General features: G+C 68.0%; 20 protein-coding genes and 2 pseudogenes. 16 read left to right on the top strand and 6 right to left on the bottom strand.

The window, feature by feature from the left end:
* The first annotated feature begins 17 nt into the window (after nucleotides 1-17).
* The 3 genes from ACZ45Z_RS07765 to ACZ45Z_RS07755 all read left to right on the top strand — a co-directional run bounded on the left by ACZ45Z_RS07765 (nucleotide 18) and on the right by ACZ45Z_RS07755 (nucleotide 3,575).
* Nucleotides 18-395 (top strand): effector-associated constant component EACC1, encoded by a 378-nt coding sequence (locus ACZ45Z_RS07765; protein WP_468357772.1) that lies wholly within the window; start codon nucleotides 18-20, stop codon nucleotides 393-395.
* Nucleotides 396-397: 2 nt separating this feature from the next.
* Nucleotides 398-3,010, top strand: a complete 2,613-nt coding sequence (locus ACZ45Z_RS07760; RefSeq protein WP_468357769.1) for a caspase, EACC1-associated type — start codon at nucleotides 398-400, stop codon at nucleotides 3,008-3,010.
* A 232-nt stretch (nucleotides 3,011-3,242) separates the two neighbouring features.
* Nucleotides 3,243-3,575: a glyoxalase superfamily protein gene (locus ACZ45Z_RS07755; protein ID WP_468357766.1), complete on the top strand. Its 333-nt coding sequence runs from the start codon at nucleotides 3,243-3,245 to the stop codon at nucleotides 3,573-3,575.
* A gap of 265 nt (nucleotides 3,576-3,840) precedes the next feature.
* Here ACZ45Z_RS07755 and ACZ45Z_RS07750 read toward each other — a convergent pair whose 3' ends face one another.
* Nucleotides 3,841-5,481, bottom strand: a complete 1,641-nt coding sequence (locus tag ACZ45Z_RS07750) for a flavin-containing monooxygenase (RefSeq protein ID WP_468357764.1) — start codon at nucleotides 5,479-5,481, stop codon at nucleotides 3,841-3,843.
* A gap of 955 nt (nucleotides 5,482-6,436) precedes the next feature.
* Here ACZ45Z_RS07750 and ACZ45Z_RS07745 point away from each other — a divergent pair.
* From ACZ45Z_RS07745 to ACZ45Z_RS07735, 3 genes are all read left to right on the top strand, one after another.
* Nucleotides 6,437-7,033 (top strand): carbonic anhydrase, encoded by a 597-nt coding sequence (locus ACZ45Z_RS07745; RefSeq protein WP_468357761.1) that lies wholly within the window; start codon nucleotides 6,437-6,439, stop codon nucleotides 7,031-7,033.
* A gap of 73 nt (nucleotides 7,034-7,106) precedes the next feature.
* The gene (locus ACZ45Z_RS07740; RefSeq protein WP_468357758.1) at nucleotides 7,107-8,564 is read left to right on the top strand and encodes a SulP family inorganic anion transporter; all 1,458 of its coding nucleotides are present in this window, start codon (nucleotides 7,107-7,109) and stop codon (nucleotides 8,562-8,564) included.
* A 387-nt stretch (nucleotides 8,565-8,951) separates the two neighbouring features.
* A complete protein-coding gene (locus ACZ45Z_RS07735) occupies nucleotides 8,952-9,869 on the top strand; it encodes a patatin-like phospholipase family protein (RefSeq protein WP_468357755.1) in 918 nt (305 codons plus the stop codon).
* A 1,455-nt stretch (nucleotides 9,870-11,324) separates the two neighbouring features.
* Here the strand turns inward: ACZ45Z_RS07735 and ACZ45Z_RS07730 are convergent.
* Nucleotides 11,325-11,726 carry a cupredoxin domain-containing protein gene (locus tag ACZ45Z_RS07730; RefSeq protein WP_468357752.1) on the bottom strand — a complete coding sequence of 134 codons (402 nt, stop codon included), beginning with the start codon at nucleotides 11,724-11,726 and terminating at the stop codon, nucleotides 11,325-11,327.
* Nucleotides 11,727-12,002: 276 nt separating this feature from the next.
* Here ACZ45Z_RS07730 and ACZ45Z_RS07725 point away from each other — a divergent pair, with 276 nt between their 5' ends.
* Both ACZ45Z_RS07725 and efeU read left to right on the top strand, forming a co-directional pair.
* Nucleotides 12,003-12,605: an iron transporter gene (locus ACZ45Z_RS07725; RefSeq protein WP_468357749.1), complete on the top strand. Its 603-nt coding sequence runs from the start codon at nucleotides 12,003-12,005 to the stop codon at nucleotides 12,603-12,605.
* 259 nt (nucleotides 12,606-12,864) lie between these two features.
* On the top strand, nucleotides 12,865-13,686 hold the full coding sequence (gene efeU, locus ACZ45Z_RS07720; protein ID WP_468357746.1) for an iron uptake transporter permease EfeU: 822 nt from the start codon (nucleotides 12,865-12,867) through the stop codon (nucleotides 13,684-13,686).
* Between the two features lie 342 nt (nucleotides 13,687-14,028).
* Here efeU and ACZ45Z_RS07715 read toward each other — a convergent pair whose 3' ends face one another.
* Nucleotides 14,029-14,451 (bottom strand): MarR family winged helix-turn-helix transcriptional regulator, encoded by a 423-nt coding sequence (locus tag ACZ45Z_RS07715; RefSeq protein ID WP_468357743.1) that lies wholly within the window; start codon nucleotides 14,449-14,451, stop codon nucleotides 14,029-14,031.
* A gap of 162 nt (nucleotides 14,452-14,613) precedes the next feature.
* Between ACZ45Z_RS07715 and eno the strand changes: the two genes are divergently transcribed.
* From eno to ACZ45Z_RS07690, 5 genes and pseudogenes are all read left to right on the top strand, one after another.
* Nucleotides 14,614-15,918 (top strand): phosphopyruvate hydratase, encoded by a 1,305-nt coding sequence (gene eno, locus ACZ45Z_RS07710; protein ID WP_468357740.1) that lies wholly within the window; start codon nucleotides 14,614-14,616, stop codon nucleotides 15,916-15,918.
* A 620-nt stretch (nucleotides 15,919-16,538) separates the two neighbouring features.
* Nucleotides 16,539-17,792 (top strand): MFS transporter, encoded by a 1,254-nt coding sequence (locus ACZ45Z_RS07705; RefSeq protein ID WP_468357737.1) that lies wholly within the window; start codon nucleotides 16,539-16,541, stop codon nucleotides 17,790-17,792.
* A gap of 415 nt (nucleotides 17,793-18,207) precedes the next feature.
* Nucleotides 18,208-18,333, top strand: a pseudogene (locus ACZ45Z_RS07700) (transposase); the annotation flags it as partial.
* Nucleotides 18,334-18,499: 166 nt separating this feature from the next.
* Complete coding sequence (locus ACZ45Z_RS07695) at nucleotides 18,500-18,943, top strand: hypothetical protein (protein WP_468357734.1); 444 nt, start codon at nucleotides 18,500-18,502, stop codon at nucleotides 18,941-18,943.
* Nucleotides 18,940-19,590, top strand: a complete 651-nt coding sequence (locus ACZ45Z_RS07690) for a hypothetical protein (protein ID WP_468357731.1) — start codon at nucleotides 18,940-18,942, stop codon at nucleotides 19,588-19,590. The genes ACZ45Z_RS07695 and ACZ45Z_RS07690 overlap by 4 nt, the downstream gene beginning before the upstream one ends.
* Before the next feature lie 140 nt (nucleotides 19,591-19,730).
* Here the strand turns inward: ACZ45Z_RS07690 and ACZ45Z_RS07685 are convergent, their stop codons facing one another.
* Nucleotides 19,731-20,369 (bottom strand): hypothetical protein, encoded by a 639-nt coding sequence (locus ACZ45Z_RS07685; protein ID WP_468357728.1) that lies wholly within the window; start codon nucleotides 20,367-20,369, stop codon nucleotides 19,731-19,733.
* A gap of 294 nt (nucleotides 20,370-20,663) precedes the next feature.
* Between ACZ45Z_RS07685 and ACZ45Z_RS07680 the strand changes: the two are divergent.
* Nucleotides 20,664-21,056: pseudogene (locus tag ACZ45Z_RS07680) on the top strand (sensor histidine kinase); the annotation flags it as partial.
* Nucleotides 21,057-21,221: 165 nt separating this feature from the next.
* On the opposite strand, the gene ACZ45Z_RS07675 reads toward ACZ45Z_RS07680, so the two are convergent.
* Complete coding sequence (locus ACZ45Z_RS07675) at nucleotides 21,222-22,037, bottom strand: SDR family NAD(P)-dependent oxidoreductase (protein ID WP_468357725.1); 816 nt, start codon at nucleotides 22,035-22,037, stop codon at nucleotides 21,222-21,224.
* Between the two features lie 320 nt (nucleotides 22,038-22,357).
* Here ACZ45Z_RS07675 and ACZ45Z_RS07670 point away from each other — a divergent pair, with 320 nt between their 5' ends.
* Together ACZ45Z_RS07670 and ACZ45Z_RS07665 are read left to right on the top strand one after the other, a co-directional pair.
* Nucleotides 22,358-23,464: a hypothetical protein gene (locus ACZ45Z_RS07670; protein WP_468357722.1), complete on the top strand. Its 1,107-nt coding sequence runs from the start codon at nucleotides 22,358-22,360 to the stop codon at nucleotides 23,462-23,464.
* A gap of 105 nt (nucleotides 23,465-23,569) precedes the next feature.
* Nucleotides 23,570-23,953, top strand: coding sequence for a GNAT family N-acetyltransferase (locus tag ACZ45Z_RS07665; protein ID WP_468357719.1), 384 nt, complete (start codon nucleotides 23,570-23,572; stop codon nucleotides 23,951-23,953).
* Between the two features lie 585 nt (nucleotides 23,954-24,538).
* On the opposite strand, the gene ACZ45Z_RS07660 is transcribed toward ACZ45Z_RS07665, so the two are convergent.
* The gene (locus tag ACZ45Z_RS07660; protein ID WP_468357717.1) at nucleotides 24,539-26,596 is read right to left on the bottom strand and encodes a phosphocholine-specific phospholipase C; all 2,058 of its coding nucleotides are present in this window, start codon (nucleotides 26,594-26,596) and stop codon (nucleotides 24,539-24,541) included.
* Nucleotides 26,597-26,913: the final 317 nt, after the last annotated feature.

Genomic DNA, 26,913 nt, shown 5'->3' with positions numbered 1-26,913 from the left:
GGGGGAGGATCGCTCGTATGCGGCTCAGGATCGCAGTCGATGGCGAGAATGACGGCGAGTGCGTCACTTCGCTGTTCCGTTGGCTGGCCCAGGATCCCGACGTGCGGGCCTGCTCGGAGGTCTCCCTGGTGGCGGGCCCGCTGCGGCCGGGCGACATGGGCGGCGCGTTCGATGTGATCAATGCGGTCGTCAGCAACGGGATCGCTTTCGGCGGACTCGTGGTGGCATGTGCTGCTTGGCGTGACTCCCGCCCGAAGGCCCCGTCGGTGCGTATCGAGCGAGGGCCGCTGACCGTCACCGTCGAAAGCTGTTCCCCGGAGGAGGTTGCGCGCGTGATCGAGGCGTTGGGTTCGGCTGAACCGCCGCTGGACGGTGACGTGGCGGATCGGTCCTGACCATGGCGGTACTGCCCGACCCTGAACGCTCTCGAGCACTCCTCATCGGTGTCCATACCTACGACAGCTTGGGGGAAATCCCCGCGGTCGAGGAGAACCTGAACGGACTCATACGGGCGCTGACCGATCCTCAGTTATGGGGGTTGCCGGCGGCGCACTGCGTGTCGTTGCCGCAGCCGCGGAGCCTTCAGCATGTCCTCGATACGTTGCACCACGTTGGAATGCAGGCGACAGACGCCCTGCTCGTCTACTACGCCGGACACGGTCTTGCCGACCCGCACAGTGACGAGCTCTATCTGGCACTGCCGGAGTCCGACCGTGAACGTATGTACACCGCGCTGCCCTACGAGTGGGTGAGGCGCGCGCTGCTGGATCCTCGTATGCGCGCACGGCGCAAGATAGTCGTCCTGGACTGCTGCTACAGCGGGCGGATGATGCTGGGCGGCATGAACGGGTCCGCCCGGGCGGCTGACCACACGCCGGAGGTCGCCGACCATGCACTGATCGAAGGCACCGCGCTGTTGGCGGCCTCTGCGGAGACATGCAAGGCCGTTTCCCCTCCGGGTGAGCGACACACAGCATTCACCGGCGAGTTGATTGCCGCTCTGACGGAAGGCATTCCGGACGGTCCGCCGCTGCTGGACATGGACACCTTGTACCGGCATCTGCATTCCACGCTGAAGGCCAAGGGCCGACCGCTGCCCCAGCAGCGCAACCGCAACACGGGAGGGCTCGTCGCCCTGGCCCGCAATCGCACACCTGCTGCCGCCGGGGAACCGCCCGGCCGGGAAGCGTCAAGCGCGAGCCCTGCCGCACCACCGGCGCGCAGCCGTAGGGCCCTCGTCGTCAGCGTCGTCCTCGTGGCCGCGCTGGTGGCTGCGGGAGTCCCTGCCTTGCGCGCGTTGCTGGATTCCCGCGACTTCCCCGGCGAGGCAGCCTCCTCCGGAACCGGTGGGCCCGTCCGCAGCACCGGGTACGACGCAGCAACCAGTGGTGTCGTCAACGCCTCACGAAAGAGAGGCGGAACGCTGAGGTTCATCAGTAAAACGCCCTTCGACTCCCTTGACCCACAGCGCCAGTACTACCCAAGGTCCTGGAATTTCGCGCGCTTCTACACTCGCCAGTTGGTCACATATCCCACCGAGCCGGGCGCGGTATCCGACAAACTGGTCCCCGACCTGGCGACCGACACCGCCAAGATCACGGACGGCGGCAGAAAATACACCTACACACTGCGCTCCGGATCGACGTGGGAGGACGGTTCACGGATCACTTCGCAGGACGTCAAGTACGGCATCGAGCGCATGTGGGATCAACGCGTGGTCAGCGGTGGCCCCACCTACCTCAAGACGGCCCTGGACCCGAAATCCGAATACCAAGGCCCGTATCAGGACAAGACCAAGAACAAACTGGGCCTGCCGGCTATCGAGACTCCCGACGCCAGAACCATTGTCTTCAAGCTGCCTCGGCCCAACGGTGACTTCGAGCAGATGCTCGCCATGCCCTCCGGCTCACCTGTGAAGCGGCAGCAGGACACCAAGGAAAAATACGGGAATCGCCCGTTCTCCGCCGGCCCCTACAAGATCGAATCGTACGATCCGGACGCAGGTGCCGTACTGGTACGCAATGACAAGTGGAACAGTTCCTCCGATCCGATCCGCAAGGCACTGCCGGACCGGATCACGATCACCATGGAGACCAACGCGGAAGACATTGACCGACGCCTGATGAAGGGCGAGTACGACCTGGACCTCGCCGGCCTGGGCATGACCAAAGAGGGGAGCGTCGCGGCCCTGCGGAACTACAGCGGCAATGTCGACAACCCTGAGACCGGCTTCATCCGGTACGTGTCCTTCGCCACCAGCGTGCAGCCTTTCGGAAATGCGCGCTGCCGCCGGGCCGTCATCTACGCGACAGATCACAGGAAACTGCAGGGCATTTACAGCGGCGAAAGAACCGTCGGCAGCCTTGTGTCGAACATGCTGCCCAGCGCCTTCAAGGGATCGGACACGTACGACCCGTACCACGTGCTGGACCGTGACGGCGCCCCAGACCTGCCCCGCGCCAAAGCCGAACTGACGCGGTGCGGAAAGGGAGACGGATTCTCGACCAAGATCACCGCAAGGGCTGATCACGCCTCCGAGGTGGAGTCCGCCACTGCACTTCAAGAGCAGCTCGGTCGGGTAGGAATCAAGGCCAAGGTGGTGCAGTACAACGCTGCTGAGACTGCATACGTCACCGGTTCCCCTACCACGGTGAAGAAGCAGGGCCTCGGTCTTCATGTGTCCAGATTCAACTCGGACTTCCCGACCGCCTACAGCTTCTTGAGGCTCCTCTTCGACGGCCGTTTCATCTCTGCCAGCGGTAACCTCAACGTCTCCGAGACCAATGACAAGGAGATCAACACGATGTTCGACGAGGCGACCGCCGAGTCGGATCCCAATAAGGCCGCCGAGAGTTACCGTCAGATCAACCACAAAGTCGCCGACATGGCCCTGACGATGCCCCTCATCAATGAAAAACGTATCGTCTGGCGCGGTTCGCACCTGACGAACGTCTACGCTTCCGCCGTCTACGGCGGCAGCTACGACTACATCGCCCTTGGCGTGAAGTGAGCTACAGGGGAAGCGTGCGCGTCGCTGGTGCGGCGGGGGCAGCGGTGCAAGGCGGCAAGGCGCCCTGTATCTGCGGGGGTTGATCTCGCCCATCACGAAATCAACCATGCCGTCCGAGAGCTGCTCCTTGTGCGCGACGTGCTTGTACAGAGCATCGGCGCGGCACGGCACCATGCACGGTTAGTGCGGCATCAGGCAACGTCCGCCCTGGGCGGTCTGCGACGATGGCTCCATGGACGAGCAAGTCATTCCCATTCTTCGCGTCGAGGACGCTGCGACGGCGGTCGCGTGGTACGAGCGACTGGGCTTCGCCAAGCTGTGGGAACACCGCTTCGAACCGGGACTTCCCGTGTTCGTCGAGATCGCCCGGGGCGGGGTGCGGTTGTTCTTGTCTGAGCACAAGGGCGACGCCCGCCCCGACACGTTGGTCTACCTCCGCATTCGTGATGTCGACGCCATCGCCTCCGAGTTCGGTATGCAGGCAAAGGACGCTCCATGGGCGCGTGAGATTGAGCTGCGCGACCCTGACGGCAACCGGCTTCGGATCGGTACGCCGGCGGAGTAACACTCCCGGCAGCGCGCGGCAGGGAAGCGGTGCCGGCGGCTGAGCGAGCAGGCGTCCGCGAGCGTTTGCGGTGAGGGATGGCCAGCCGGGTGTTGGTGTATGCGCCGTCTCCCAGCACAATTCCGGGCCTTGGGTCTGCCGGCGGAAGCAGCAGCCCCGGGCCGGATCGCCTGAACGGCTCAAAGGCTGACAACAAGACCAACCTGGTGACCCACTTCGATCGACCATAGGGAAACGGCGGAATGAGACAGCAGGACGCGACCGCCTATGAGGAAGGGGAAGAGGCGGCGGAGAGGACGAAACCCGTGTAACCGCTCCGGGCCACGGCGGCGCATTCCTCCCGGTACCGGTCCAGCCCGCCCGCATAGGCCAGGAAAACACGGGGTTTGCCCGGTATGTTTGCTCCTGTGTACCAGGAGGCCACGGCCGGGTAGAGCGTCCGGGCGGCGAGCTCCGCCACTTGGGCGCCCCAGTCCGCCTCGGCCGCTGGAGCGGCGTCGATCTCCGTGAGGCCGTTCCTCCGCAGATAGGCGATGCAGTCAGTGATCCACTCCACCTGCTGTTCCAGGGACACCGCGATGTTGGTGAGCACGGATGGGCTGAGGGGCCCGAGGACGGTGAAGAGGTTGGGGAAGCCGGCCGAGACGAGCCCCAGGTGGTGCCGTGGGCCGTCCGCCCACTTCTCCCGGAGCGTCATGTCGCCCTTTCCCACGATATCGACGGCGAGCTGGGAGCCGGTCAGGGCATCGAAACCGGTGGCGAAGACGATCGCGTCGAGGGCGTGCTCCCCATCCGAGGTCCGGATGCCCCGGGGCGTGATCGTCTCGATCGGGGTCGTGCGCAGGTCCACCAACGTCACGTGTGGCTGGTTGAAGGTGGCGTAGTACCCGGTGTCCAGGCAGGGACGCTTGGTCGCGAAGGGGAAGGTGCGCGGGGAGAGCAGTTCGGCCGTCGCCGGGTCGGTGACGATCGACCGGATCTTGGACCGGACGAACTCGGCCACGGTCTCGTTGGCCGTCTCGTCGGTCAGGATGTCGGTGTAGGTGCGCAGCAGTCCGCTCAGCAGGCCCGAGCCCCAGGCGTCCTCGTAGGCGGCGGTGCGCTCCGCCTGGTCCGCCTCCAGGGCCGACCGAGTGGGCGGCTCGAAGACGGTGCCGCCCCGGGACAGCCGCTGGGCCAGCCGGAACTGCGGGTATCGGGCCTTGAGTTCAGCGATTTCCGTGCTCTGCAGTGGCCGGTTGTGGGCCGGCAGGGCGTAGGCCGGGGTGCGTTGGAAGACGGTGAGTGCGGCCGCCTCTTCGGCGATGACGGGGACGGTCTGGACACCGGAGCAGCCGGTGCCGATCACGGCGACCCGCTTGCCGGTGAAGGAGACTTCCTCGCGCGGCCAGCGGGCGGTGTGGTAGGTGGCGCCTGTGAAGCTGTCGGCGCCGGGAATTCCGGGGTCCTTGGGGACCGACATGCAGCCCGACGCGAGTACGACGAACCGTGCGGTGACGGTCTTTCCGGTGTCCGTGGAGACCTGCCAGAGGTGACGGTCCTCGTCGTACGCGGCGCGGGTGACCCGTGTGCGCAGCGTGACGTGCCTGCGCAGGTCGAACCGGTCGGCGACGTGGTGGATGTAGCGGAGGATCTCCGGCTGGGATGCGTAGCGCTCGCTCCAGTCCCATTTCTGGTCCAGTTCCGGGGAGAAGGAGTAGGAGTACGACATGCTCTCGACGTCGCAGCGGGCCCCGGGGTATCCGTTCCAGTACCAGGTCCCGCCGATGTCGTCACCGGCCTCTAAGGCGACTGTGGTTAAGCCGAGTTCACGCAGCCGGTGAAGCTGGTAGAGGCCGGAGAGCCCGGCCCCGACGACGACGGCGTCCACCGGTTGGGCGGCGGAAGGGGCGGGGGTGGCGTTCATCGGGGTTCTCCTGTCTCCCCGCACGCGGCGCACGGGCCGCGGTGTGCGAGGCGTGCGGTCGTCGTGCATATGGCCGGCGAAAGCGTAGGGCGCAGAGGCGACATCATGGTCCACTCCCGGCGTCACGGGAAGTCCATACCTCGTCCGACGGCCGTAGTCCCAAGTCGGCTCCATCTCGCGCGTCCGGCTCATGGGGGCCGGTGATCCGTTCCCGACATTCCAGACGGCCGGGGTAGTCCATGGCGGTCGGAGGGCGCGTCGTCGCAGTCCTGCCTCCTGCCTCCTGACTCTTGCCCTGGGGCCAGGGGCCCCTGGTCCCAGGCCCCTGGCCGGGTGGTGCTCCAACGCGCCTGCCGAGCCCGCGGCGACGGATGAACAGTGGGCGAGCAGAAGGTGTTGCTCCAGTGAAGACGTGGGTGGTTCCGATGGTCCGGGCGCTTGCGGGAGCGATCCCCCGGGGCCCTAGGGGCGTACGCCTGGGCGCATCGCAGTGGGAAGTGCGCCAATTACCCACCTGTGGGCAGTGCTTGACCGTTATTTGCCCGTGACTTGGCCCCTGGGCGTGAGGTAATGTCTCTGCAAAGAGGTGTTCGCGTGGTGGTCAAGCGGACTGCTTCACGTGCTGACGCAGTGGCGCGCAGGTGGGCTGGCCCATGGCCACGTTGCTCGGGGGGAGATGTGCTGATGAAGCGGCGACGCATTCCATGCGATTCCGGCCACTGGTCGGCATGGTCACTCCCGGACCACAGACGTTTTCGCTCATGCCGCCACGCGGTGGTGGGGTGCTGCGCGCTGTAGGCGCGAGCGTCCTCCCGTCTCGGACGGTTCTCTTCGCGTCAACGCTGACGCGGAAGCACCGATGTCATGCCCTTAGGGCACTCCGACGCACACCTTTTCCACTGATGACCTGAACACACCGCGCCGCAAACCCTCATGGCGCAGGAGAAAGGCCACCATGAAATCCCTGGTTGACAACGCACGATCCTTCACAACGACGCACGTGGCAGAGCGTGCCGAGGAGTTCCGCGCCTTCGAGGCCGGTCAGAGCCCAGATGCGCTGTTCATCACCTGTTCCGACTCGCGGGTAGTGCCGTCCCTGATCACCGGCGCACGGCCAGGTGAACTGTTCGAGCTGAGGACGGCGGGCAATATCGTGCCCGAGTACAGCAGCGACCACCCCACCAGCGAGACGGCCACCATCGAATACGCGGTGCGGGTACTGGGCGTCCGCGATGTCATCGTGTGCGGCCACTCCCACTGCGGCGCGGTCAACGCTCTGGTCAGCGGAGGCGACCTCTCCGAACTACCCGCCGTACAAGGCTGGTTGGAGCGGGCGGCATCGCAGCCTGAGACGACCGCACCCCATTCCCCGGACCTTGCCGAGGCAGTCCAACGCCACGCGGTCGCTCAACTGGAGCGGCTGCACACCCACCCCTGCATCGCGGAGCGAGTCGCCGAGGGGGCCTTGGCGGTACACGCCTGGTACTACGAGGTGCACACGGGAGCGGTGAAGGTATACGGGCCGGACGACACCACTTTCCGGCCGCTGTGACCCGCATCCGCCCGCCCCACGGGCCGCCGAGAACCTTCCCCCTTCCGCTTCCGCTGTGCGAGGAAGTCCACTGATGCGCTCCACCCTTAAAAAGCCCGCTCACCTGCGGCGCGATGTCCTATCCTCCCTCGTCGTCTTCCTGGTCGCCCTGCCGCTGTGTGTGGGAGTGGCCGTGGCTTCAGGAGTGCCCGCCGAACTCGGCCTGATCACCGGCATCGTCGGTGGCCTGGTGGTCGGCTTCCTGCCCGGCAGTTCGCTTCAGGTCAGTGGCCCGGCCGCCGGCCTTACCGTCCTGGTCTTCGAGGCCGTTCAGGAATTCGGCCTCGGCGTTCTCGGGGCCATCGTCCTGCTGGCCGGCCTTGTCCAACTCGCCCTGGGAGCCCTGCGGTTCGGCCGCTTCTTCCGCGCGATCACGGTAGCCGTCGTCCAGGGCATGCTCGCCGGCATCGGACTCGTGCTGATCTTCGGTCAGCTCTACACCATGGCCGACGTCAAGCAGCCCCGCTCCGGGCTCGACAAGATCGCGGGCGTGCCACATCTGGCCACCGAGATCGCCACCTCCAGTCATGCTCTGACCGCGTTCGCCATTGGGGCAGCCACCATCGCCGTCCTCGTCCTGTGGAAGAAACTCCCGTCCCAGGCCCAGATGGTCCCCGCACCGCTTGCCGCGGTCGCCCTGGCCACCATCGCCACGGCGGCAGCCGGCTTGTCCGTCCCCCGTGTCGAGGTGCAAGGACTCCTCTCAGCCATCCAGCCGCCCGGCATAGCCGACTTCACCTCGCTGGCGAGCCTCGCCGGCCTCGGTACGGTGCTCGCCTTCGCCCTCATCGCCTCGGCCGAAAGCCTCTTCAGCGCCGCCGCCGTCGACCGTATGCACGACGGCCCACGCACCGACTACGACAAGGAGCTGATGGCCCAGGGCGTGGGCAACAGCATCTGCGGCGTACTCGGCGCCCTGCCCCTGACCGCTGTCATCGTGCGCAGCGCGGCCAACGTCCAGGCCGGCGCCAAAACGAAGCTCTCCCGCATCCTGCACGGATTGTGGCTCGTGCTGTTCGCCGCCCTTCTCCCGGCCGCGATCGGCATCATCCCTCTCGCCGCACTCGCCGGGGTCCTCGTCCACGCCGGCTGCAAGCTCATCCCGGTCAAGGACCTCCTGCCCCTGTGGCGCACGCACCGCGGCGAAGCCATCGTCCTCGCCATCACCGCGATCGCCATCATCACCACCAACATGTTCGAAGGCGTTCTCCTCGGCCTCGGCCTCGCCGTGGTCAAATGCGCCTGGGAGACCTCCCATGTCCACCTCGACACCCACGAAATGACCGATGGTCGACTCATCGTCACCATCACCGGTTCCGCCACCTTCCTCCGGCTGCCCCGCATGCTCGAAACCCTCGAAGCCCTGCCTCCGGGGCACCCGGTCGAGCTTGACCTCTCCGAGCTGCGCCACCTCGACCACGCCTGCCGTATAACCCTGGAGAATTGGGCACAACAGCGGGGAACCACGATCGGGGAACTCGCGAACGCCTGACCGGCACTCATCTCCAACGCGCGACTGCGGACAGCCACCCGCACGGCAGACGCGCAAAACGCATCCACTGCTGCCCCTCGCCCGACGCCGGGGGAGGGGCAGCAGCACGCGTCCCGACACTCCAGCCTTCCGATCATCTGCGTCACCGACTACCAGGTCATGCCTGAGCTGTTCGGCGCGAGCGATGTCGAGCTGGGCGGGCGAAAAGGAGTGGGCCGGATCGCATCGGGTTGGTAGGTTGAGGCCGGCCGTGACACCGTCCGAGGAGGTGAGACCCATGAACGCTGTATCGATGTGGGTGCTCCCTCTTGCCGCCACGGTCGGGCGATTGACGTAGGTATCGCCGGGAGTGCCCCGATAACAAGGCACTCCTGGAAGGCGAAACCTATGGTTCACCATGTTGCTCTGGTTCTCGGTGGTGGTGGGGCTGCCGGACAAGCGTGGCAGATCGGTGTCATCGCCGGTCTGGCCGAGGCTGGTCTCGATCTGACAGAGGCCGCCGATCTGGTGGTCGCCACCTCGTCCGGTTCCACCACGGCAGCGTGGGTGCGCAGCGGCATATCAGCGGCCAAACTGTTGGCTTCGGTGCTGTCCGAGCCGGTTCGACCGGTCGGGCAGAGCCGGGAACTGCCGCCGTCCCTGCCGATGGCCACGGTGTTCGAGCGGATGAGGGCCATCGGCGCCGCCGCCACCTCGGCGGCCGATCTACGACGTGCGATGGGCGCGTTCGGGTTGGAGAGCGACTCCATACTGGGACCTGCGGCGGCGGGACAGCGCCGGGCAATGGTCGCCGCCCGGTTGCCCAGCCATGAATGGCCGGACCGGCCGATGATCGTGGTGGCCGTCGACGCGCATACCGGCGAGTTGGCTGCGTTCGACCGGGATTCCGGCGTCGACCTGGTGGACGCGGTCACCGCGGCCACCGCACTGCCCGGTATGGTCCCCACGGTCAGCATCAACGGCAGTCGCCACATCAACGGTGGCGTGCGTTCCGCCGAAAACGCCGACCTTGCCTCGGGCTATGCGAACGTCGTGGTGCTCTCGCCGTTCGGCGGACGGAGCCAGACACCACCGCAAGCAGGCCAGTTCGAGGGCCTGCGCAGAGACCCGGCATGGGGCACGGACCTGGCAAGCGAGGTCGAGGCCCTGCGCAAGCAGGGCAGTCGCGTCGAGGTGATCACACCGGACGCCGATTCCCGAGCCGCGATGGGCACGAACCAGATGGATCCGGCGACCCGCGTCCCCGCCGCCCGTGCAGGTTCCGCCCAAGGCAAGGAGGAAGCGACCCGCGTGACGTTCCTCTGACGCTTGCACGCCGTCTCCTGGTCTGACGTGCGCGGTCGCGACGGCCGGCTTGCCAGCCGGAGCCGCGACCGCGGGCGTACCGCGTCCGGTTGGGCGCGCGGGCGGCCGACCGGTCCGCGCACCGTGACTTTCTCGAGCACCGCGATGAACCGGGGGCTATCGGCGGCCTGTCCGGGCGTGAGCGCGTACGCCAGCAGGGTGCAGTGCCGGTCTGCCGCAATGTGGACCTTGCGGCCGGGCCGCCTCCTCGTCGGAAGCGCCGTTGGTGGTCGTCAGCCCACCGCGCGAGCGACCCAGCGTTGCCGCATCGAGCCGGGCCCGGCGGCGCCGACGCGGCCGTCGGCGCTCGGCCCGCTCCTCGGACTCCCGAGCTGGCGAGCTGACGGCCACCGGAGCAATTTGCCTGGTTTCCGTGGCCCCGCTTCCTGCGCCGCGGGGCCCTTTCCAGCGCCGCCAAGATCTCCGGTTACCCCACCATGCCGGCCGCGTCGTGATGGGCGCGGGCGGGGCCACCGTGGAGCCACGCTAACGAAAGACATGTCCTACGCCAGATGACGCCCTCAAACTGTTCGCGCAGGTGCTGCGGGAAGGGGGCCGTACCGTCCGATCGGCAGGAACGGCTCTATCAGTTCCCCACTCATCATCGTTCAGTACACGTCGCGTCACCTGAGCGTTTTACCAGCCCGGCCGTGACGCTCGGGTCCGAATCAGACCGTATTGATCATGATTCCAGGCCAGGGCCACCTGACGGAGTCCTTCTGGGTCCCGCATCTGGTACGTACACAGCGCCTCGACAGCGGGGGGCGAACACGGCCAGGGTGGCCACCCCCCACGGGAGTCACCCTGGCCGTGCTCGCATACGGGGCATCGCATGCGCCCGTATGCAGTTCTGCGCCGCAGCACGCTGCCGCGTTACTCGGCCAAGCGATACGTCCCATGTGCGTGGACATGTGCGCGGACATATGCGCCCTCCCGGCGCCTGGTCGTGCGGGGGTAACAATCGATCAACCGGTGGCGCAGTGAGGAATCGCCGACGTAGAACGGGTCGAGAAGCAGGCCGGCAAGGCAGGTGGCAGTGGACCGCGGGCGTCTTGAGCAAAAGACGACCTCGGCGAGTCCTGTCGGCGGAAGCGCAACATCAGAAGCGTCGCAGCCAGGCGGCTGCGCCACCGACGAAGACGTTCGCCTGATTGGCTTCGAGCAGATGCAGCAGGATCCACAGTCCGAGGAATATCGCGCGACATCCGCGAGGCTGCGGATGATCAAGGCGTGTCCGTCCGCCTGACCGCCCGCGCCGCGCGCGGCAACTTGAGGCGGGGGGACCGCAAACAGCAAAGCACCGCGGGGGCCGATAATGATCGGCACTTCCCACTGCGGCGCGTAGGGCGGAAGTGTCAGACCCGGCTGCGGCCGCCTCACCGCAGATGCCTTGAAGGGCATCGCGACGGAGTCAGGTCATCCGTGCTGCTTGGCCGCGACGGTGAACTTGCCGCGGATGCCGTCGCCCACCATGCCCGGCTTGCATGCCGTGGTGTACGTCCCGGGCTCGGACACCTTCACGGTCAGCGTGCGGGAGGTACCGGGGCCGATGCCCTCGACCTCGCTGACGACCTTGCGGTCGGGTCCGTAGAGGTAGAACTCGGTGATCTTGCTGCCTTGGTTGGAGCCATTGAAGGCGATGGGCCCGGTCTTGGCGGAGGTCCTGGAGAGTTCGCAGGCGTCGTCGGTGGCCTCGACGCTGATGGCTCCGGACTTCGCGTCGGCACTGTCGCTCTTCGCGGTGCAGCCGGTCAGGGCGGTGAGTGCTCCGGCGGCGAGCAGAGCCGCGGTCATGGGCTGGGGCATGCGAAGCGTCATGAGGTTCTCCCGGGGAGGGCGGAAGCGGGGGTTGGGGGCGGCGGACGCAGTGTAGGCAACGGAGCGGCTGAGTTGTCCAAATCACGGCCAACCCCCGGCACTTCTTGAGCGACATCAACAGCTCGACTCTGCATAACTCGCATGAAAATGGCGGTCCATTTCCAGCGAGTATCGCCCTCACTGAACGCTAATGTCCGAATTATTGGGCGGGTTGACTCGGAAGCTCCACACACTTAGGTTCGCCTAACCTCACCCCCCTACCGAAGGGATTCAGCCATGCCCAGATTCGTACCCGTCGTGTGCCTCGCGGTGCCCCTCGCCCTCGCCCTGACCGCCTGCGGTGGCACCGATTCGGACAAGAAGCCCGCCGCCCAGGACAAGGCGAAGGAGACGGCTCCGGCCGGCGTCGCGCACCAGCACACCGTGCTGGCGGCGGAGATCGCGGCCAGGGGCGGCAAGACGCGCGTGGGCGACTACAACGTCGGCTACATCGTCGAGGCGGCCGAGCCGTGGTTCCACGCGGAGCACGGCACGCACGGCAAGCAGGTCCACCGGGACCCGGCCAAGGACGAGACCCACCACATCGAGATCATCCCGATGGAGGCCAAGACCGGCCGCATCGTGCCCGACGTGCCCATCACGCTCGAAGTGGTCAACAAGGACGGCAAGGTCGTCCAGGCCAAGGAACTGAACTTCTACTACGCGGAGTTCTTCCACTACGCCAACAACTTCTCGATACCCAAGGCCGGTAAGTACACCCTCCGCGCGAAGCTCAAGGCCCCGACCTTCCTGCGGCACGGCGCCAGCGGCGAGAAGCCCCCGCTCAGCGAGGGAGCCACCGCCACGTTCCGCAACGTTGAACTGAAGCCGGAGAGCTGACGGGTGGAATCCACCTCCGCCAAAGGCCAGGCCGCACTCGGGCCCCGGCCGGCCCGGGAACCGGGGCGGCCTGCCCTCCTGTCGGCGGCGAGGGGTCCTCACCCAGGTGCGTACGGCGACGCCTGCTGATGCGGACGGGGATCGCCGCCACGATCTCCCAGGGCGGAAGGTGGGGCGCGCGCCGGCGTCATCGGCTTCCTCAACAGCCACCCCCGAACCGACACCTCACGATCTTCACGATCTTCGCTAGGAGACCGGCGTGCTCGCCAACTACCTGATCGGCCTGCGCGAGGGACTGGAAGCCAGCCTCGTGGTCTGCATCCTCGTCGCCTACCTCGTCAAGACCGACAATCGCAGCAAACTGCCGCCGATCTGGCTCGGCGTGGGCATTGCTGTCGGCCTGAGCCTGGCTGTGGGCGCGGTGCTGCAATTCGGCTCCTCCCACCTGACCTTCGAGGCACAGGAAGCGCTTGGCGGCACCCTGTCCATCGTGGCCGTCGGGCTGGTCACCTGGATGGTCTTCTGGATGCGCCGCACCGCCCGGCACCTGAAGGCAGAGCTGCACGGCAAGCTGGACGAAGCCCTGGCCATCGGCACCGGCGCGCTGGTCGCCACCGCATTTCTCGCGGTCGGCCGTGAGGGCCTGGAGACGGCGCTGTTCATATGGTCGGCCGTGCAGGCGACGGGCGACGGTGTGCAGCCGGTGCTCGGAGCCGCCCTCGGACTGCTCTCGGCCGTCGTGCTGGGCTGGCTCTTCTACCGCGGCGCGCTGCGCATCAACCTGGCGAAGTTCTTCACCTGGACCGGCGTCCTGCTGGTCGTCGTGGCGGCGGGCGTCCTCGCCTACGGCATCCACGACCTCCAAGAGGCCGACTTCCTCCCCGGCTTGGACGACCGGCTCTTCGACATCAGCGCGACCATCCCTCCCGATAGCTGGTACGGCACCCTGCTCAAGGGCATCTTCAACTTCCAGCCCAACCCGAGCGTGCTCCAGGCCACCACCTGGGCGCTCTATCTGGCGCCCGTCCTGTTCTGGTTCCTGCGCCCTCAGCCCGCGAAGAAGGCCCCGGCCCCGGCGTAAGTCGGGTAGCCGGGTCGCGTTGCTGTGACCCGGCCACCCGACCAAACCCCTCTTCGGCACCCTCGTGAACCGCATCGACCCCAAGCCGTGCTGCACGGCGGACTGGCCTCCTCCCGGTGCACCGGCTCGCCTGCGCCTGTCACCTCGGTGCGCGCTGTCGGCGTGCCGACCGGAAGTCCTTGTACTGGACGCACTTGGGCTTTCGGCCGGTGCGGCGAAGGGGGGTACCTCCCTGCTCAATGGGGCTCCCCTGATCGAGCGGAGCCGAGAGCTTGCGGAAGAAGCCGAGAGCTTGGGGGTGCGTGCCGGGCACCGCGACGGCGAACGCTGCCTGTCGGGGCACTAGCGTGCGGCGAGCCGCTCCAGCAGGGCGGCGCTCTGTGCCAGCACCGCCCGCTCCTCATCCGTGAGCTCGGCCTCGATGGCCTGCGCGAGCCAACCGGCCCTGCGGCCGCGCTCCGCTTCGAGCGCGGCCCGGCCCGCGTCCGACAGCTCGACCAGCGACTTGCGGCCGTCCGTGGGGTGCGCCCGGCGCGTGATCAGGTTCTGTTCCATGAGCAGCCCCACCGCTCGGGCCATCGACTGCGGGCGTACGCGCTGATCGGCGGCGAGGTCGCTGGTGGTCATGGCGCCGTTGCGGTCGAGCGCACCGAGCACGGCGGCCTGGCCCAGCGGGATGCGGTCCTCGTGTTTGACGCGTCGGGTGAGCTTGCCCATCGCGGTGCGGAGTTCGGCGGCGATGGCGGCGGCTTCCGAGGTGGGCATAGGGCACTTTACCCCGCTGGTCAGCAAAGCTGTGCACCTGATCTGCGCAGCAATACTGAACAGCAAAACTGAGCAGCATTGCTGTAGGGTTTTGCGTTGTCGGGCTCAGCGCCAGCGTTGTCGCAGCCGGGCCACGGCACACGACAACGGGAAGGAACTCCCATGTCCGCAAAGGCAGTCGGAACCGTCAACGCCGCCATCGAGACCGTCACCGCCCGCCGCATCATCGACAGCCGGGGCAACCCCACGGTCGAGGTCGACGTCGTCCTGGCAGACGGGTCCCTGGGACGCGCGGCTGTCCCCTCCGGCGCCTCCACCGGTGCCCGGGAGGCCGTGGAACTGCGCGACGGAGACTCCGCGCGCTGGCACGGCAAGGGCGTCGACCGCGCGGTGGCCCACGTCAGCGGCGAGATAGCGGCGTCCGTGCGCGGCCGGGACGCGACGGACCAGGCGGGTCTCGACGCCGCGCTGGTCGCCCTCGACGGCACCGCCACGAAATCCCGGCTCGGCGCCAACGCGATCCTCGGCGTCTCCCTCGCCGCCGCCAAGGCCGCCGCGGCGGTCCACCGCCAGCCCCTCTACCGTTACCTCGGCGCCGACGCCCACCTCCTGCCGCTGCCGATGATGAACATCGTCAACGGCGGCGCCCACGCCGACAATCCGCTGGATTACCAGGAGTTCATGATCGCTCCCGTGGGCGCGGAAACCTTCGCCGAAGCCGTCCGCATGGGCAGCGAGATCTTCCACACCCTGCGCCGCGATCTGCTGGCCGCCGGGCACTCCACGGGCGTCGGCGACGAGGGTGGCTTCGCGCCCGCGCTGCGTACCGCTGAGGAGGCGCTCGACTTCGTGATGACCGCCATCGAGCGCACCGGCTACCGCCCCGGCACGGACATCGGCCTGGTCATGGACCCGGCGTCGTCGGAGTTCTTCCGCGACGGGGTCTACGACTACGCGGGCGAGGGGGTGCGTCGCACCCCCTCCGAGCACGCCGACTACCTGGCCAAGCTCATCGACGCCTACCCGGTCGTCTCCATCGAGGACCCGATGGCGGAGAACGACCTGGACGGCTGGCGCGAGCTGACCGCCCGCGTCGGCGACCGCTGTCAGCTCACCGGCGACGACGTGTTCTGCACCAAGGAGACGCTGCTGCGCGAGGGCATCCGCACCGGCGTCGGCAACTCGGTCCTGGTCAAGGTCAATCAGATCGGAACCCTGACCGAGGCGCTGGCCGCGGTGGCCACGGCCCATCAGGCGGGCTGGACGGCCGTCATGTCGCACCGCTCGGGCGAGACGGAGGACACCACCATCGCGGATCTGGCGGTGGCGACCGGCTGTGGTCAGATCAAGACCGGCTCGCTCTCCCGCTCCGACCGCACGGCGAAGTACAACCAACTGATCCGAATCGAAGAGGAGTTGGGCGACTCGGCGCGCTTCGCGGGCCGCTCCGCACTGCGTCGGGCCTGAACAACAGGCAGAGGTAGAGACCACGCGGGCCCCAGATCGATCGGGGGCCCGCTCGCGTGCCGGGACGACGAATCTTCCTGGGCTGTTCACACCCTCCCCGTGTGACCTGCGCCTTCCCGGACCGGTCGGCAGGCCGGTCGAATGGAGCCGGCAGTGTCGGATCGGGCGTCGGTCGCCCTGCCGTGATGGGACGCGCTGCTCGGTTCTGCTCCGGGCGGCGCGTGACCGTCATTCTGTACTCGCACGACCGGCAGGAACCCGAGCGCCTCCAGGGAATCCTTGCCGCCCACGAAACGGGACGGGATGGGACGCGCCCCATGACCACTACCGCCCCGCCCAAGACGACGCCAACCTGACTGCGACTCTGGGGCGATGGACCGGCTCCCTTGCCGGCACTCCGTTGAGATCCACAGGCAGACGCAGCGTCTCCCCAATGGCCCTCGAAGCAGGCGTCAAGCGCCGGTATCTCACGCATCAGTACGTGGACGTCAAGAACCTCTTCCCAGCACGGGCCAAGACACAACCCGGACTACTTGGAGGGACTACTTGGAGGGTGCTGAAAGGGGCGCTGCTAGCCTGCTCCGCATGATCGAGAAGGCCCCAAGCGGCGGATATCCAGCTTGCTAGCGCCAAGCGGTCCGCAGCGCGCTCTCATCATCTCGAGCTTCGTCAGTCGGGTGGGCAACGGGTTGTTCAACACCGCTGCGGTGCTCTACTTCACGCTGGTTGTCCACCTGCCCGCCGCACAGGTCGGTGTCGGCCTCACGATCGCCGGGCTGGCCGGGCTGCTGGCCGGGATCCCGGCAGGGAATCTGGCCGACCGGTACGGGCCGCGCACGGTCTGGCTGACGACCCTCGCGACGCAGGCCGCGACGATGGCCGCTTTCGTCTTCATCCAGAGCTGGGCCACGTTCACGCTCATCGCCACCCTGGACCGGCTGGCAGCGACGGCGAGCGGCGCCGCAGGTGGTGCGCTCATCGCGCGTGCCGGCGGCGAACGCCCGGCCGCTTTCAGGGCGAAACTCCGCACATTCGTCAACCTCGGCGTGGTCCTGGGCACCGTCGGCGCCGCCTTCGCCGTCTCGGTCAACACCCGCCCGGCCTACACCGCGCTCATCCTCGCCAACGCCGCCAGCTTCGCCTGCGCCGGCCTGATCGTCCTGATCGGCGTCCCGAACTACCCGCCCCTGCCCCGGCCCAAGGAACACCACCGCTGGGCCGTCCTGTCCGACCGGCCGTTCGTGTCCTTCGTCGCGCTCTACGGCGCCATGGGCCTGCAATACCAGACCGTCTCCCTGCTGCTGCCGATCTGGCTTTCCGCTCACACCGACGCGCCCCGCTGGACCGTGGCGGCGGTCTACGCGGTCAACAGCGGGGTATGCGTGCTGCTCCAGAGCAGGATCGGCTCCCGGGTGGAAACACCGCGCCAGGGCGGCCGGGCGTTCCGCTTCGCCGGGCTGCTCTTCTTGGTCAGTTGCCCCTTGATGGCCCTGACCGCGGACGTTCCGGCCTGGATCGCGCCGGGGCTCGCCATCCTCGCCGTCTGCGTGCACAGTCTCGGAGAGATATGGGAGTCCTCGGCCGGCTTCGCGCTTGGCTTCGGTCTCGCCCCCGACCACGCCCAGGGGCAATACCAGGGCCTCTTCGGCATCGGCTTCGACGCCGGACAGGCCCTGGCCCCGGTGATCCTCACGGCAGCAGTCCTTGGACTCGGACACGCAGGCTGGCTGCTACTCGGCGCGTTCTTCGCGGCTCTGGGGGCAGCAGGCCCGCTGGTGGCCGCGTGGGCGGAGCGAACCCGTCTCGCGGGCCAGGACACGGCCCGTGCAACACACGGTCGGTCAAGCGAAGCCCCGCTGCTCGACGTCGACTAGATACGGGTTGGACGGCCATGGGCGCCTGGACGGACAAGTCCGGCTGCTGGGCCGGATCGCTGCTCGTGTCAGGCTCGGGCAAAAGCGAGGCTAGTCGTCTGAGTCGCCGCGGTGCCCCAGGGCGGTGTTCCGTCGCCTACTCCCCGCCTGGCTCACCACTTCGCACGCCACCAAGGTCACGGCGGACACCGCGCGCACCCAGCGTGGGCCACCCCGCGCCGCCCACACGATGCAAACGCACCCTCCAACGGCGAGCGCCAGGCCGCCGGACAAAACAAGCACGGCCATGCCCGTCCCCTTCCTCCACTACGGTCAACGCAATCCTCTCAGCCTGCCAAACAGGCCATCACATCGGCTTTTCACACCCACCGATGCCGCCCGCCACGTCGCCCCCGCACGGCTCCGGACTGCCCCGGGCAAGATACGATGGGTCGTCGAGCGCACCTTCGCCTGGCTGCACCAGTTCAAACGGCTCCGCGTCCGCAACGAGATGCGCGCCGACCTACACCTCGCCATGCTCCAACTCGACGGCAGCATCATCCGTCTCGAGAACCGCCATCCCCGGATGCGAGGAGGCATCAGATTCTGGCGGCAGCCGCACGAAGAAGCGCCGCCCGCGGTGACGCCCGTCAGAACGCCCCCTGAAGGTAGGCAATTTGACGAGACAGAATGTGACATTCGGCAGGTATGCATGTCATGGTCGGGTCATGAAAAAGATCGCGGCGCTCCTGTCGCCAGTCGCAGCCGCAACGATCCTCATTGCCGGAGCCGCCGCGCCCGCGAGCGCGGCACCGTGGTGGAACAAGAAGGAAAGGTGCAGCGCGGTCGACCCCGACGGTCGGGAGATACCGACGCGTATCGGCAACGCCGAACTGGGCTGGAACCACTTCACCGGCCGGCACAACATCCGCAAGTGCGACCTGCTGAACATCCCTCTCGGCGGCCAGGCCGACAAGAAGAGTGGGGCCAACCTGGAGTACTGGGGGGTCGTCACGAACCGCCAGTACGGAACCGTGAAGATCGTCGTCAAGGCCCGGTACGCCCGGAAGACGGACGACGGGCGCTACGACGCCGGGAAGGGGAATAAGATCGGCGTGATCACCGCATACTGCAAGGGCATGCAGAAGTGCCCGAACTGGGTAAATCAGTGACCTACGAACACGACGAGATGGCGGAGCAGCAGGCCGACATCACGGGCCTGCTGCTCCACCACGTTTACGCACCCCTCATCGACGACCAACACGTACGAGGCGTCCTCCCCGCACCACCCACGACGGAAGCCGTACGCGTCGTCCTCGGCGACAAGGACGAGTACGCCTCCGACCGGCTGACCGCCTACGAGATTCCCCTGCGCACCGGTGACGAACTGCGCACACCGCACGACGTCGCCGCCCTCCTGCGCACGGTCCACACAGGCACTCATATCTACCCCCGCGACAAGGTCAGCACCGTCATGGGAATGACCCTGTTCACCGTGGACCCCGCGACCGTGGATCCCGCCCCCTTCACCAACGACGACTGGTCCCTCACGCTCCTGCGCTGTCTGGCCTACCCCTCCACCGAGGAACGCCCACAGGCGCGCTTGTGCGGCTTCCTGTTCCTGGACCCAGACCGGCTCCGTCTCTACCTCGACACCGATGAGGCTCTCCCCGGAATAACAGCCGCCGACGTACGCCCCGGTGGCGCCCTCACAGCGCTGCTGGCGGCCCTGCCGTCACTGCTCGACGAACAGCGGCTCACAACGACCGACACCGACGACCCGCACTGTTCACGGGTGGTCGACCTCACCGACTGGTGACCACCGCCGCCGACGGCTGCCCTGGCGGAGTTCATCCGCGAACTTGCCCCGGGCCCGCGTGGGTGCCGGCGACGGCGCTGAGTCCGGCACCAGGGCTGGGCTGGTCAGCCTTCGCCGTCGCATGTGGTGCGACGTACGTCTCAGGCCCCAGCGGCTCTGGACCGGAGCAGGAAGTCCCGCCTGGGCGTAGGCCGCCCGGCCCCCCTCACTGGTCGCGCCGGCGCACGCTGGCGACGGCAACCGCGGCCGAGGTGAGCGCCCACACCGTGTAGACGGTCCAGGCCCACCTGCCGTCCAGGGAAGGCCGTTGGTGCGGAATCGACCGTGACCAGCCGGATCTGTGCCTGGTAGGGCATGGCATGCCCGGCGACGGCAGACCAGCGGCGGCCGTCGGTGAGCACCATGGGCAGCACGAGGAGGACCACGACGGAGGCGGTCATGGTGGCCGCGGTCTGGCGGATGACGGCGCCGAGCGCCAGGCCGGCGAGCGCCCACACCGGGGCGAGGAGGGCGGACGCTGCCACTACGCGCCAGGCGTCTGGGTGGCCGATCGGGACGCCCACGTCCCTGCCGTCGAGGATTGCCTGGGTCAGGGTGAACGAGGCGCCCGCGACGAAGGCGCCGAAGACGGTGGTGACTGCTGTGACGACGACAGCCTTGGCCGCCATCACCGAGCCTCGGGCCGGAACGGCCGCGAAGGTCGTGCGGATGGTGCCCGTGCTGTATTCGCCGATGATGGTGAGGGTGCCGATGGCGCCGAGGGCGAGCATCATGACCATGGCGGCGTTCGCGGTGAAGGCTTCCTGGAGCGGGATGCCGTCCCGGATGAAGTCGGCCCGGTCGGCCGCGTTCCGTTCCGTCCCGTGGTTGTACGTGTCGTAGGCGGTGCCGGCGTTGAACGCGATGAAGGCCAGGGCGGTCGCTCCGTAGGCGATCCAGGTCGAGCGCAGGGAGCGGAGTTTGATCCGCTCGGCGGCGACCAGGTCGAGGAAGATGGCGCGTGGCGGGTGTGCCTACCGTGACGCTCTGCCGGGAACCACGGGCCGAGAATTGCGCGAGGCTCTCCGCCGCGATCAGTGCATCAGGCCCGCACCCACACCGAAGAGCTGCACGCCCGGGCCGCCACCCAGGCCGTCACCGCCGAACGCCTGCGCATCGCCCGGGAGATGCACGACACCGTCGCCTACAGCATCGGCATCATCGCCCTCCAGGCCGGCGCTGCGGCCCGCGTCGTCGAGACCCAGCCGGCCAAGGCCCGCGACGCGATGCTCACCGTGGAGAAGGCCCTGCCCGCCGACATCGACCTCGCGGCGTTCCGCATCGTCCAGGAGTCGGTGACCAATGTCGTACGGCATTCGGGCGCCGATTCCTGCCGGGTCAGCGTCCACTACGGAGAGGAGGAGCTCATGGGACACCGCACAAGATCCGCGACTACTCGATCAGGCACGGGATGCTCGGCATCGAGGAGTTCCCGGCCGTCGAGGACGACGTGACTGAGTTGGCCGGAAGCATCATCAGCGAAGTTGAGACGTCGTTCGGGATGTGAACCGGCCGGCCCGCACCCGGGAGGGGGTTCTCCGGAGTGACCCCAGGGTCCGGCGCGACCCGGAAAGGGCCTGTCCGGGAGTCCGCTACAGGCGTGGGGTGCGCGCCTCGATCCGGTAGTCGAAGGCGGCACCGCCGACGCCGACCGTGGTCACCCCGCCGTCGACGGTGAGGACGGCCCCGTTGACGTAGGACGCGGCGGGTGACAGCAGCCAGTCGATCGCCTCGGCGACCTCCTCTGGATCACCCGGCCGTCCGGCGGGATTCAGCCGGTTCGCCTCCTCGTATGCCGCCTCGGTACCGCCCGCCAGCCCCGCCTCTGCCGCGAACCGCGCCATCCGCTGGTCGGCCATCTCCGTACGCACCCAGCCCGGGCACACCGCGTTGGCCCGCAGTCCCTGCGGGCCGTAGTCGACGGCGAGGGAGCGGCAGAGGTGGAGGAAACCGGCCTTGGACGTCGCATAGGCGGCGTTGCCGACGCTGTTGCGGAGCGCGGCGACCGAGGCGACCGCGACCACTGCGCCGCGGGCCGCCAGCAGATGCGGCAGCGCGGCACGCAGCAGCAGGAACGGGCCGGTGAGGTTGGTCCGCATCAGCTCTTCCCAGTCCTCGACCGCGGTGTCGCCGACCGCGCCGCCCCGCCCGATTCCGGCGTTGAGCACCACACCGTCCAGTCTCCCGTACGCCGTCACCGTCGTCTCCACGAGCTCGCGCACGGCTTCGGGGTCGGCGGCGTCGGAAGGGTGGGCCAGCGCTCCGGTCTCCTCGGCCACCCGGCGCAGTGGCTCGGGCCGCCGCCCGGAAATCACGACCTCGTGCCCGGCGGTGCGCAGCAGCCGGGCGGTCGCGGCCCCGATTCCCGTTCCCCCGCCCGTAACCAGGACAACACGCTGTTCCGACATGGTCGTTCGCCTCCGAAGGTGGTCAGCTTCCGGTTCCCCGCACCGCGAGCATACGAGGCGCCGGCACCGCCGGGCCGACCGGGCAACGCTGTCGTCGGCACAGCGGTTCACCCCGCCCTGGCGGAGGTGAGCCGTCTGGCTTTGTTCATGAGAACGGACAGCAGATGTTCACCACTTCGGGAGGCGTCAGAGCCCGCCGTGGATTCGAACGGCGATGCTCATGTCGTGGCTGTGCTTCGGCACCGCAGTGGATTCAAAACACGTTGGCTGGTCTGCCACGGAGCTGCGACAATGCCCTCTGTTTCGCTGGCGGAGGGCATTTGTTCGTTTTCGTGTGTGGGGGATGCGGCGCCGAGCTGACCAACCCGCTGTCCTGGGTCGCCCTGCCGGCCCACGCTCATCAGAAGTACGGGAACGGGAATCAGCTTCCGGTGCTGATGGAGTCGGGCACGTTCGCCGTGGACCCGGAGCCCTGGGGGCCGCCGTGGCGGAGATGGGAGGAGATCCATCCGGACGAGGCGGTGGCCCGCGGCATCTACGCGCCGGTCTACGCCCTCTCCGACGGCGCCCTCGGCTCGATCGTCATCGCACCCGGCGACGCCCGCGGCACCCTGCTGATCCCGGAGCGGGCCGGCGGCTACTGTTGCGGCCTCGACGGAGCAGAAGGCCCCAACATGGCATGCGAGGAGTGTGGCCTGCCTGTGGCGAGCCGGATCGACGACTGCTCGCTCTGGCAGGCGGTATGGCTCGCCCCCGACGCCGTGCGCCGCCTCCTCGTCGACGGCGCCGACTCCGCACCGCTCTCCTGGGCAGAGCTGTTGGAGGAAGGGAAGTACACGCCTCCGTTCGAGCCGATCGCCACATGGGGGTCGCGGCTCGGGCCGAACCACTTCTCGTCGTGGAGCCCGCAGTGGGAGGCCGCGGTTGGCCGGGCACTCGCTCACCTGCTAGCGGCCTCGGAGGGACGGCCGGTGACCGTCCCGGACGGTCTGAGTAAGGAAGTGTTCCAACGCGCTCTCGACGCCCTGCTACCCGCGGGTCCGTCGGCACGGCGCGCCGTCCTGGCCGGACCAGGACGGCCCACCCTCAACGCGGACGCTGACATCGTCCTCGTGCCGACCCATCCGCAGACCGGAGAGACTTGGACCCCGGCCGGCCCTGCCACTACGGCCTACCCGGTGCCTCTGCCGTTCGGGGTGTGGCTGTGGCTGGCTTTCCCCAAGCCGCACCTGCCAGTTCCCGCGTCGGGCGGCATGCCCGACGGTGTCCTCCGCGACGACCCGCCCGCACCGCGCCCCCGGTACTTGTTCCGGGTCGATCCGAGCGCGTTTCAGCACACCCTGGCCCGGCTGCCGGCCGTCCGCAGTCCGTGGTTGCGCGAGATCACCGAGAACCTCACCCAGCACATGCGCACCGGCCTCTTCTAGCGGACTGACCAAAGGTGCCGGTACCCGGTCTCCGACCTGCTCCGCAATCGAACAGCGCCTGGCAGCGGTGCCTCCCGAAGTGGTGAACATCTGCTGTCCGGTCTCATGAACAAAGCCAGCCGCCCGACGCCGAGTACTGCGCCGCGCTCCTGCGGTCCGTCCGCGCAGGCCGAGGCGGCCGCGCGCGGGGGGACGAGCTGGCTCTCCTTCGACAGCAGGGATCGCGACGGCACCCGATCCGTGCTCGAAGGCGCCGTCGGCCGCGCCCAGCAAGAGCCGCGCAGCGAGTACTTCCTCGCGATCGTGGTTCCGCCCAGCGACCATGCCGTCGGGTTCTGCCGCGTCGGCTTGAGCGGCATCCGCGCCGGCAAGCTGGGGTACGCCACAGCCGCTTCCGAATGGGGTAAGGGTATGCGGCCTCGCCGCACCCTCCGCATCGTTCATCACCGGCCAGTCGTTGCGCATCGACGGCGGCTCACCACGGTGTAGCCACCTCCGTACTGCCGGCTCCACACAAAAGGCTCGCCGCCACGGACAGGCAAGGCGGGACCGCGGACAGCGATCACCCCACGGGAGTCCCCCAACGTCGACGGCCTCCGAACACAACGCCGTCGCGCACGTGCGGCCGTGGCGAGCCGATGACTCCGCATCGTGTTGGACGCGCTGCGGCACAATCCGGGTGTGCCGCTGCTGGGGCGTGACTGACCGATCGATTCAGAATCCTGATGTTCCCCGGCACGACGACGGGCACGGTTGAGCACCGTCTTGGAGGCGACTCGCCCGCCGCCCGCTGCCCGCTGCCCGCTGCCCGCTGCCCGCTGCCCGCTGCCCGCTGCCCGCTGCCCGCCGCCCGCCGCCCGCCGCCCGCCGCCCGCCGCCCGCCGCCCATGCGCCGGTTCGGCGGTGCGGCGGGCGGGAGGGGTACCCGCCGCACGGGCCCGGGTCGCCTCAAAACTCGCCCAACCAGTAAGGCGCTGACCACCGGGCGTCACGTAATGGGCGTGCGCCTTGGCGGCAGCGACGTCAGGGCGGATGAACAGCACGTCCACCATGCCCGCTCTCGGTAGGTAGTGGTCAGACGGTGCGGAGCGCGGGGTCGCTGGTACCGGGCTCGCCTGTTTCGACGTGTCCGGCGAGCCGGCGCAGGTAGGTGCTGTCGCTGTCGGAGTGGACGCGGAGGTCGTACCAGCGCTTGCTGTGGCCGAGGTCGACCCAGCGGGTCTGGCGGCCGCCCGCCGCGATGGTGACCTTGCTGCTCTTGCCGCCGTAGGCGTTGGTGATGGTGAGGTGGCACGTGGTTTTGGTGGGGTTGGTGATGTTGAGTTTGACGCGGCCGGTGTTCTTGTCGTGGTGGCCGGTGATTTCCGGGCTCGCGGTCGCGGCGGTGCCTTCGTAGGTACGCAGGTAGCCATTGGGGCCGTGCGCGGTCAGCTTGTACGTGCCGTCGGAGGGGCCGGTGCTCCAGGTGTCGGAGATCTTCTTGCCCGCTTCGGCGGTGTAGGTCCAGGGCCCGTCGTCACGGTTGCCTGAAGTGACGAGGAAGCAGGCTCCGGTTTCGTCACCCGGGGTGAACGTGAGCTTGATGTTGCCGCTGGAGGGCTTGACGGCCGCGGTGACGAGGGGCATGTAGGGGAGGGGCCGGGTGGGCTTGGTGCCCTTTTCCTGCCTGGGCAGGGCCGGGGCGGCCGGCGGTGAGTGGGTGTAGCTGCTGTGCCGCTCCTTGTCCGGCGGCTGGTAGGCGTCGGTACTGGGCAGCGGTGCGTGCTTGGTGTGTTTGAGGCTGAAGTCGAAGGCGGAGGTGAGGTCGCCGCAAATGGCGCGGCGCCAGGGCGAGATGTGCGGTTCGTGGACTCCGAAGCGGCGTTCCATGAACTGGATGATGGAGGTGTGGTCGAAGACCTCGGAGCAGACGTAGCCGCCGGTTGACCAGGGGGAGACGACGAGTGTGGGGACGCGCATGCCGAGCCCGTAGGGGCCCGCGCTGTAACTGCTGTCACCGGGGAAGATGTCGAGCTTGGTGTCGACGGTGGAGGCTCCCCAGGAGGAGTCGGCGGGCGGGTAGGGCGGGGGTACGTGGTCGAAGTAGCCGTCGTTCTCGTCATAGGTGATGAACAGCGCGGTCTTGCTCCAGACCTCGGGGTTGGACGTCAGGGCGTCCAGGACCTGGGAGATGTACCAGGCGCCGTAATTCGCCGGCCAGTTGGGGTGCTCGCAGAACGCTTCCGGGGTGGCGACCCAGGATATCTTCGGCAGGGTTCCGGCCTTGACGTCCGACCGGAGGTCGTCGAGAAGATGGCCGCTCTTCTTGATGTTCGTTCCCTTACACGCCTTTTCGTAGAGCGGGTCACCCGGTTTGGCGTTGCGGAACTTGTTGAAGAACATCAGCGAGTTGTCGGCATAGTTTCCGCGGTAGGCGTCTTCGAGGGCGCCCCAGAGCCCGTCCTCGGTGAGGCCGTCGCCGATGTCCTGGTAGATCTTCCACGACACCCCGGCCTTCTCCAGACGCTCGGGATAGGTGGTCCAGTCGTAGCCGGCTTCTTCGTTGCCGAGGACAGGCCCGCCGCCCTTGCCGTCGTTTCCGACGTGGCCGCTGTAGAGGTAGTAGCGATTGGGGTCGGTGGCTCCCATGAAGGAGCAGTGGTAGGAGTCGCAGACCGTGAAAGCATCGGCCAGGGCGTAGTGGAACGGTATGTCTTCCCTGGTCAGGTGGGCCATGGTGCCGGACGACTTGGCAGAGATCCAGTCGTCGTACTTGCCCTTGTTCCATGCCTGATGACCGGTTTCCCAGTCGTGGTCGAGTCCGGCGATGAACTGCATTCCCAGATCGTCGGCGTCCGGGTGGTAGGGCAGGACTTCCTCGCCGCCGCCGGACTGGTGCCACACGGATTTCCCGCTCTCCAGCGTCAGCGGCCGCGGGTCACCGAATCCCCGGACGCCCTTGAGCGTGCCGAAGTAATGGTCGAAGGAGCGGTTTTCCTGCATGAGGACAACAATGTGCTCGACGTCATCGATCGATCCTGACCGGCCGGAGGCGGGGATGCCGGCGGCGCGCATGATGCTGGCGGACAGAGCCGCGACGCCGGCGGTGCCGCCCGCTACCTGGAGGAAGCGCCGGCGGTTGAATTCAGGCATGGAGCTGTACCTCTGAAACGTGGGGGAGCGGGTGGGTCACCGTAAACCGGCTCGCCCTTGAGACGTCAAATAGTGCGAGGGAAAGGTGAAGGGCTGGGGATATTTCACCTCCAGAAGCAACGTGATCTGCCTTGAGGGCCTCGCCTTCTACCGGCGAGTAGGGGGTGTGGGGTGCGTTCTGCTGTTGGAGCGGGGGTTGGGCGCCTCACGGGGCGCCTTGCCTGGTGGTCCTCCGGAATCAATGCGGTGCCGGCCCGCTCGTCGCCTGGTGAGCCGGGCGCGGGCGGCAGGCTCCGCACCCCGGGGCGAAGCCTGCC

It is taken from the genome of Streptomyces sp. NPDC031210, from assembly GCF_055570395.1.
This window is presented reverse-complemented; position numbering and strand designations above follow the sequence as displayed.

What these genes read in the sequence shown, in the direction of transcription:
- ACZ45Z_RS07765 (WP_468357772.1), top strand. Translation starts at nt 18, where the DNA reads ATGCGGCTCAGGATCGCAGTCGATGGCGAGAATGACGGCGAGTGCGTC.
- ACZ45Z_RS07760 (WP_468357769.1), top strand. Translation starts at nt 398, where the DNA reads ATGGCGGTACTGCCCGACCCTGAACGCTCTCGAGCACTCCTCATCGGT.
- ACZ45Z_RS07755 (WP_468357766.1), top strand. Translation starts at nt 3,243, where the DNA reads ATGGACGAGCAAGTCATTCCCATTCTTCGCGTCGAGGACGCTGCGACG.
- ACZ45Z_RS07750 (WP_468357764.1), bottom strand. Translation starts at nt 5,481, where the DNA reads ATGAACGCCACCCCCGCCCCTTCCGCCGCCCAACCGGTGGACGCCGTC.
- ACZ45Z_RS07745 (WP_468357761.1), top strand. Translation starts at nt 6,437, where the DNA reads ATGAAATCCCTGGTTGACAACGCACGATCCTTCACAACGACGCACGTG.
- ACZ45Z_RS07740 (WP_468357758.1), top strand. Translation starts at nt 7,107, where the DNA reads ATGCGCTCCACCCTTAAAAAGCCCGCTCACCTGCGGCGCGATGTCCTA.
- ACZ45Z_RS07735 (WP_468357755.1), top strand. Translation starts at nt 8,952, where the DNA reads ATGGTTCACCATGTTGCTCTGGTTCTCGGTGGTGGTGGGGCTGCCGGA.
- ACZ45Z_RS07730 (WP_468357752.1), bottom strand. Translation starts at nt 11,726, where the DNA reads ATGACGCTTCGCATGCCCCAGCCCATGACCGCGGCTCTGCTCGCCGCC.
- ACZ45Z_RS07725 (WP_468357749.1), top strand. Translation starts at nt 12,003, where the DNA reads ATGCCCAGATTCGTACCCGTCGTGTGCCTCGCGGTGCCCCTCGCCCTC.
- ACZ45Z_RS07715 (WP_468357743.1), bottom strand. Translation starts at nt 14,451, where the DNA reads ATGCCCACCTCGGAAGCCGCCGCCATCGCCGCCGAACTCCGCACCGCG.
- eno (WP_468357740.1), top strand. Translation starts at nt 14,614, where the DNA reads ATGTCCGCAAAGGCAGTCGGAACCGTCAACGCCGCCATCGAGACCGTC.
- ACZ45Z_RS07695 (WP_468357734.1), top strand. Translation starts at nt 18,500, where the DNA reads ATGAAAAAGATCGCGGCGCTCCTGTCGCCAGTCGCAGCCGCAACGATC.
- ACZ45Z_RS07685 (WP_468357728.1), bottom strand. Translation starts at nt 20,369, where the DNA reads ATGGTCATGATGCTCGCCCTCGGCGCCATCGGCACCCTCACCATCATC.
- ACZ45Z_RS07675 (WP_468357725.1), bottom strand. Translation starts at nt 22,037, where the DNA reads ATGTCGGAACAGCGTGTTGTCCTGGTTACGGGCGGGGGAACGGGAATC.
- ACZ45Z_RS07665 (WP_468357719.1), top strand. Translation starts at nt 23,570, where the DNA reads ATGAACAAAGCCAGCCGCCCGACGCCGAGTACTGCGCCGCGCTCCTGC.
- ACZ45Z_RS07660 (WP_468357717.1), bottom strand. Translation starts at nt 26,596, where the DNA reads ATGCCTGAATTCAACCGCCGGCGCTTCCTCCAGGTAGCGGGCGGCACC.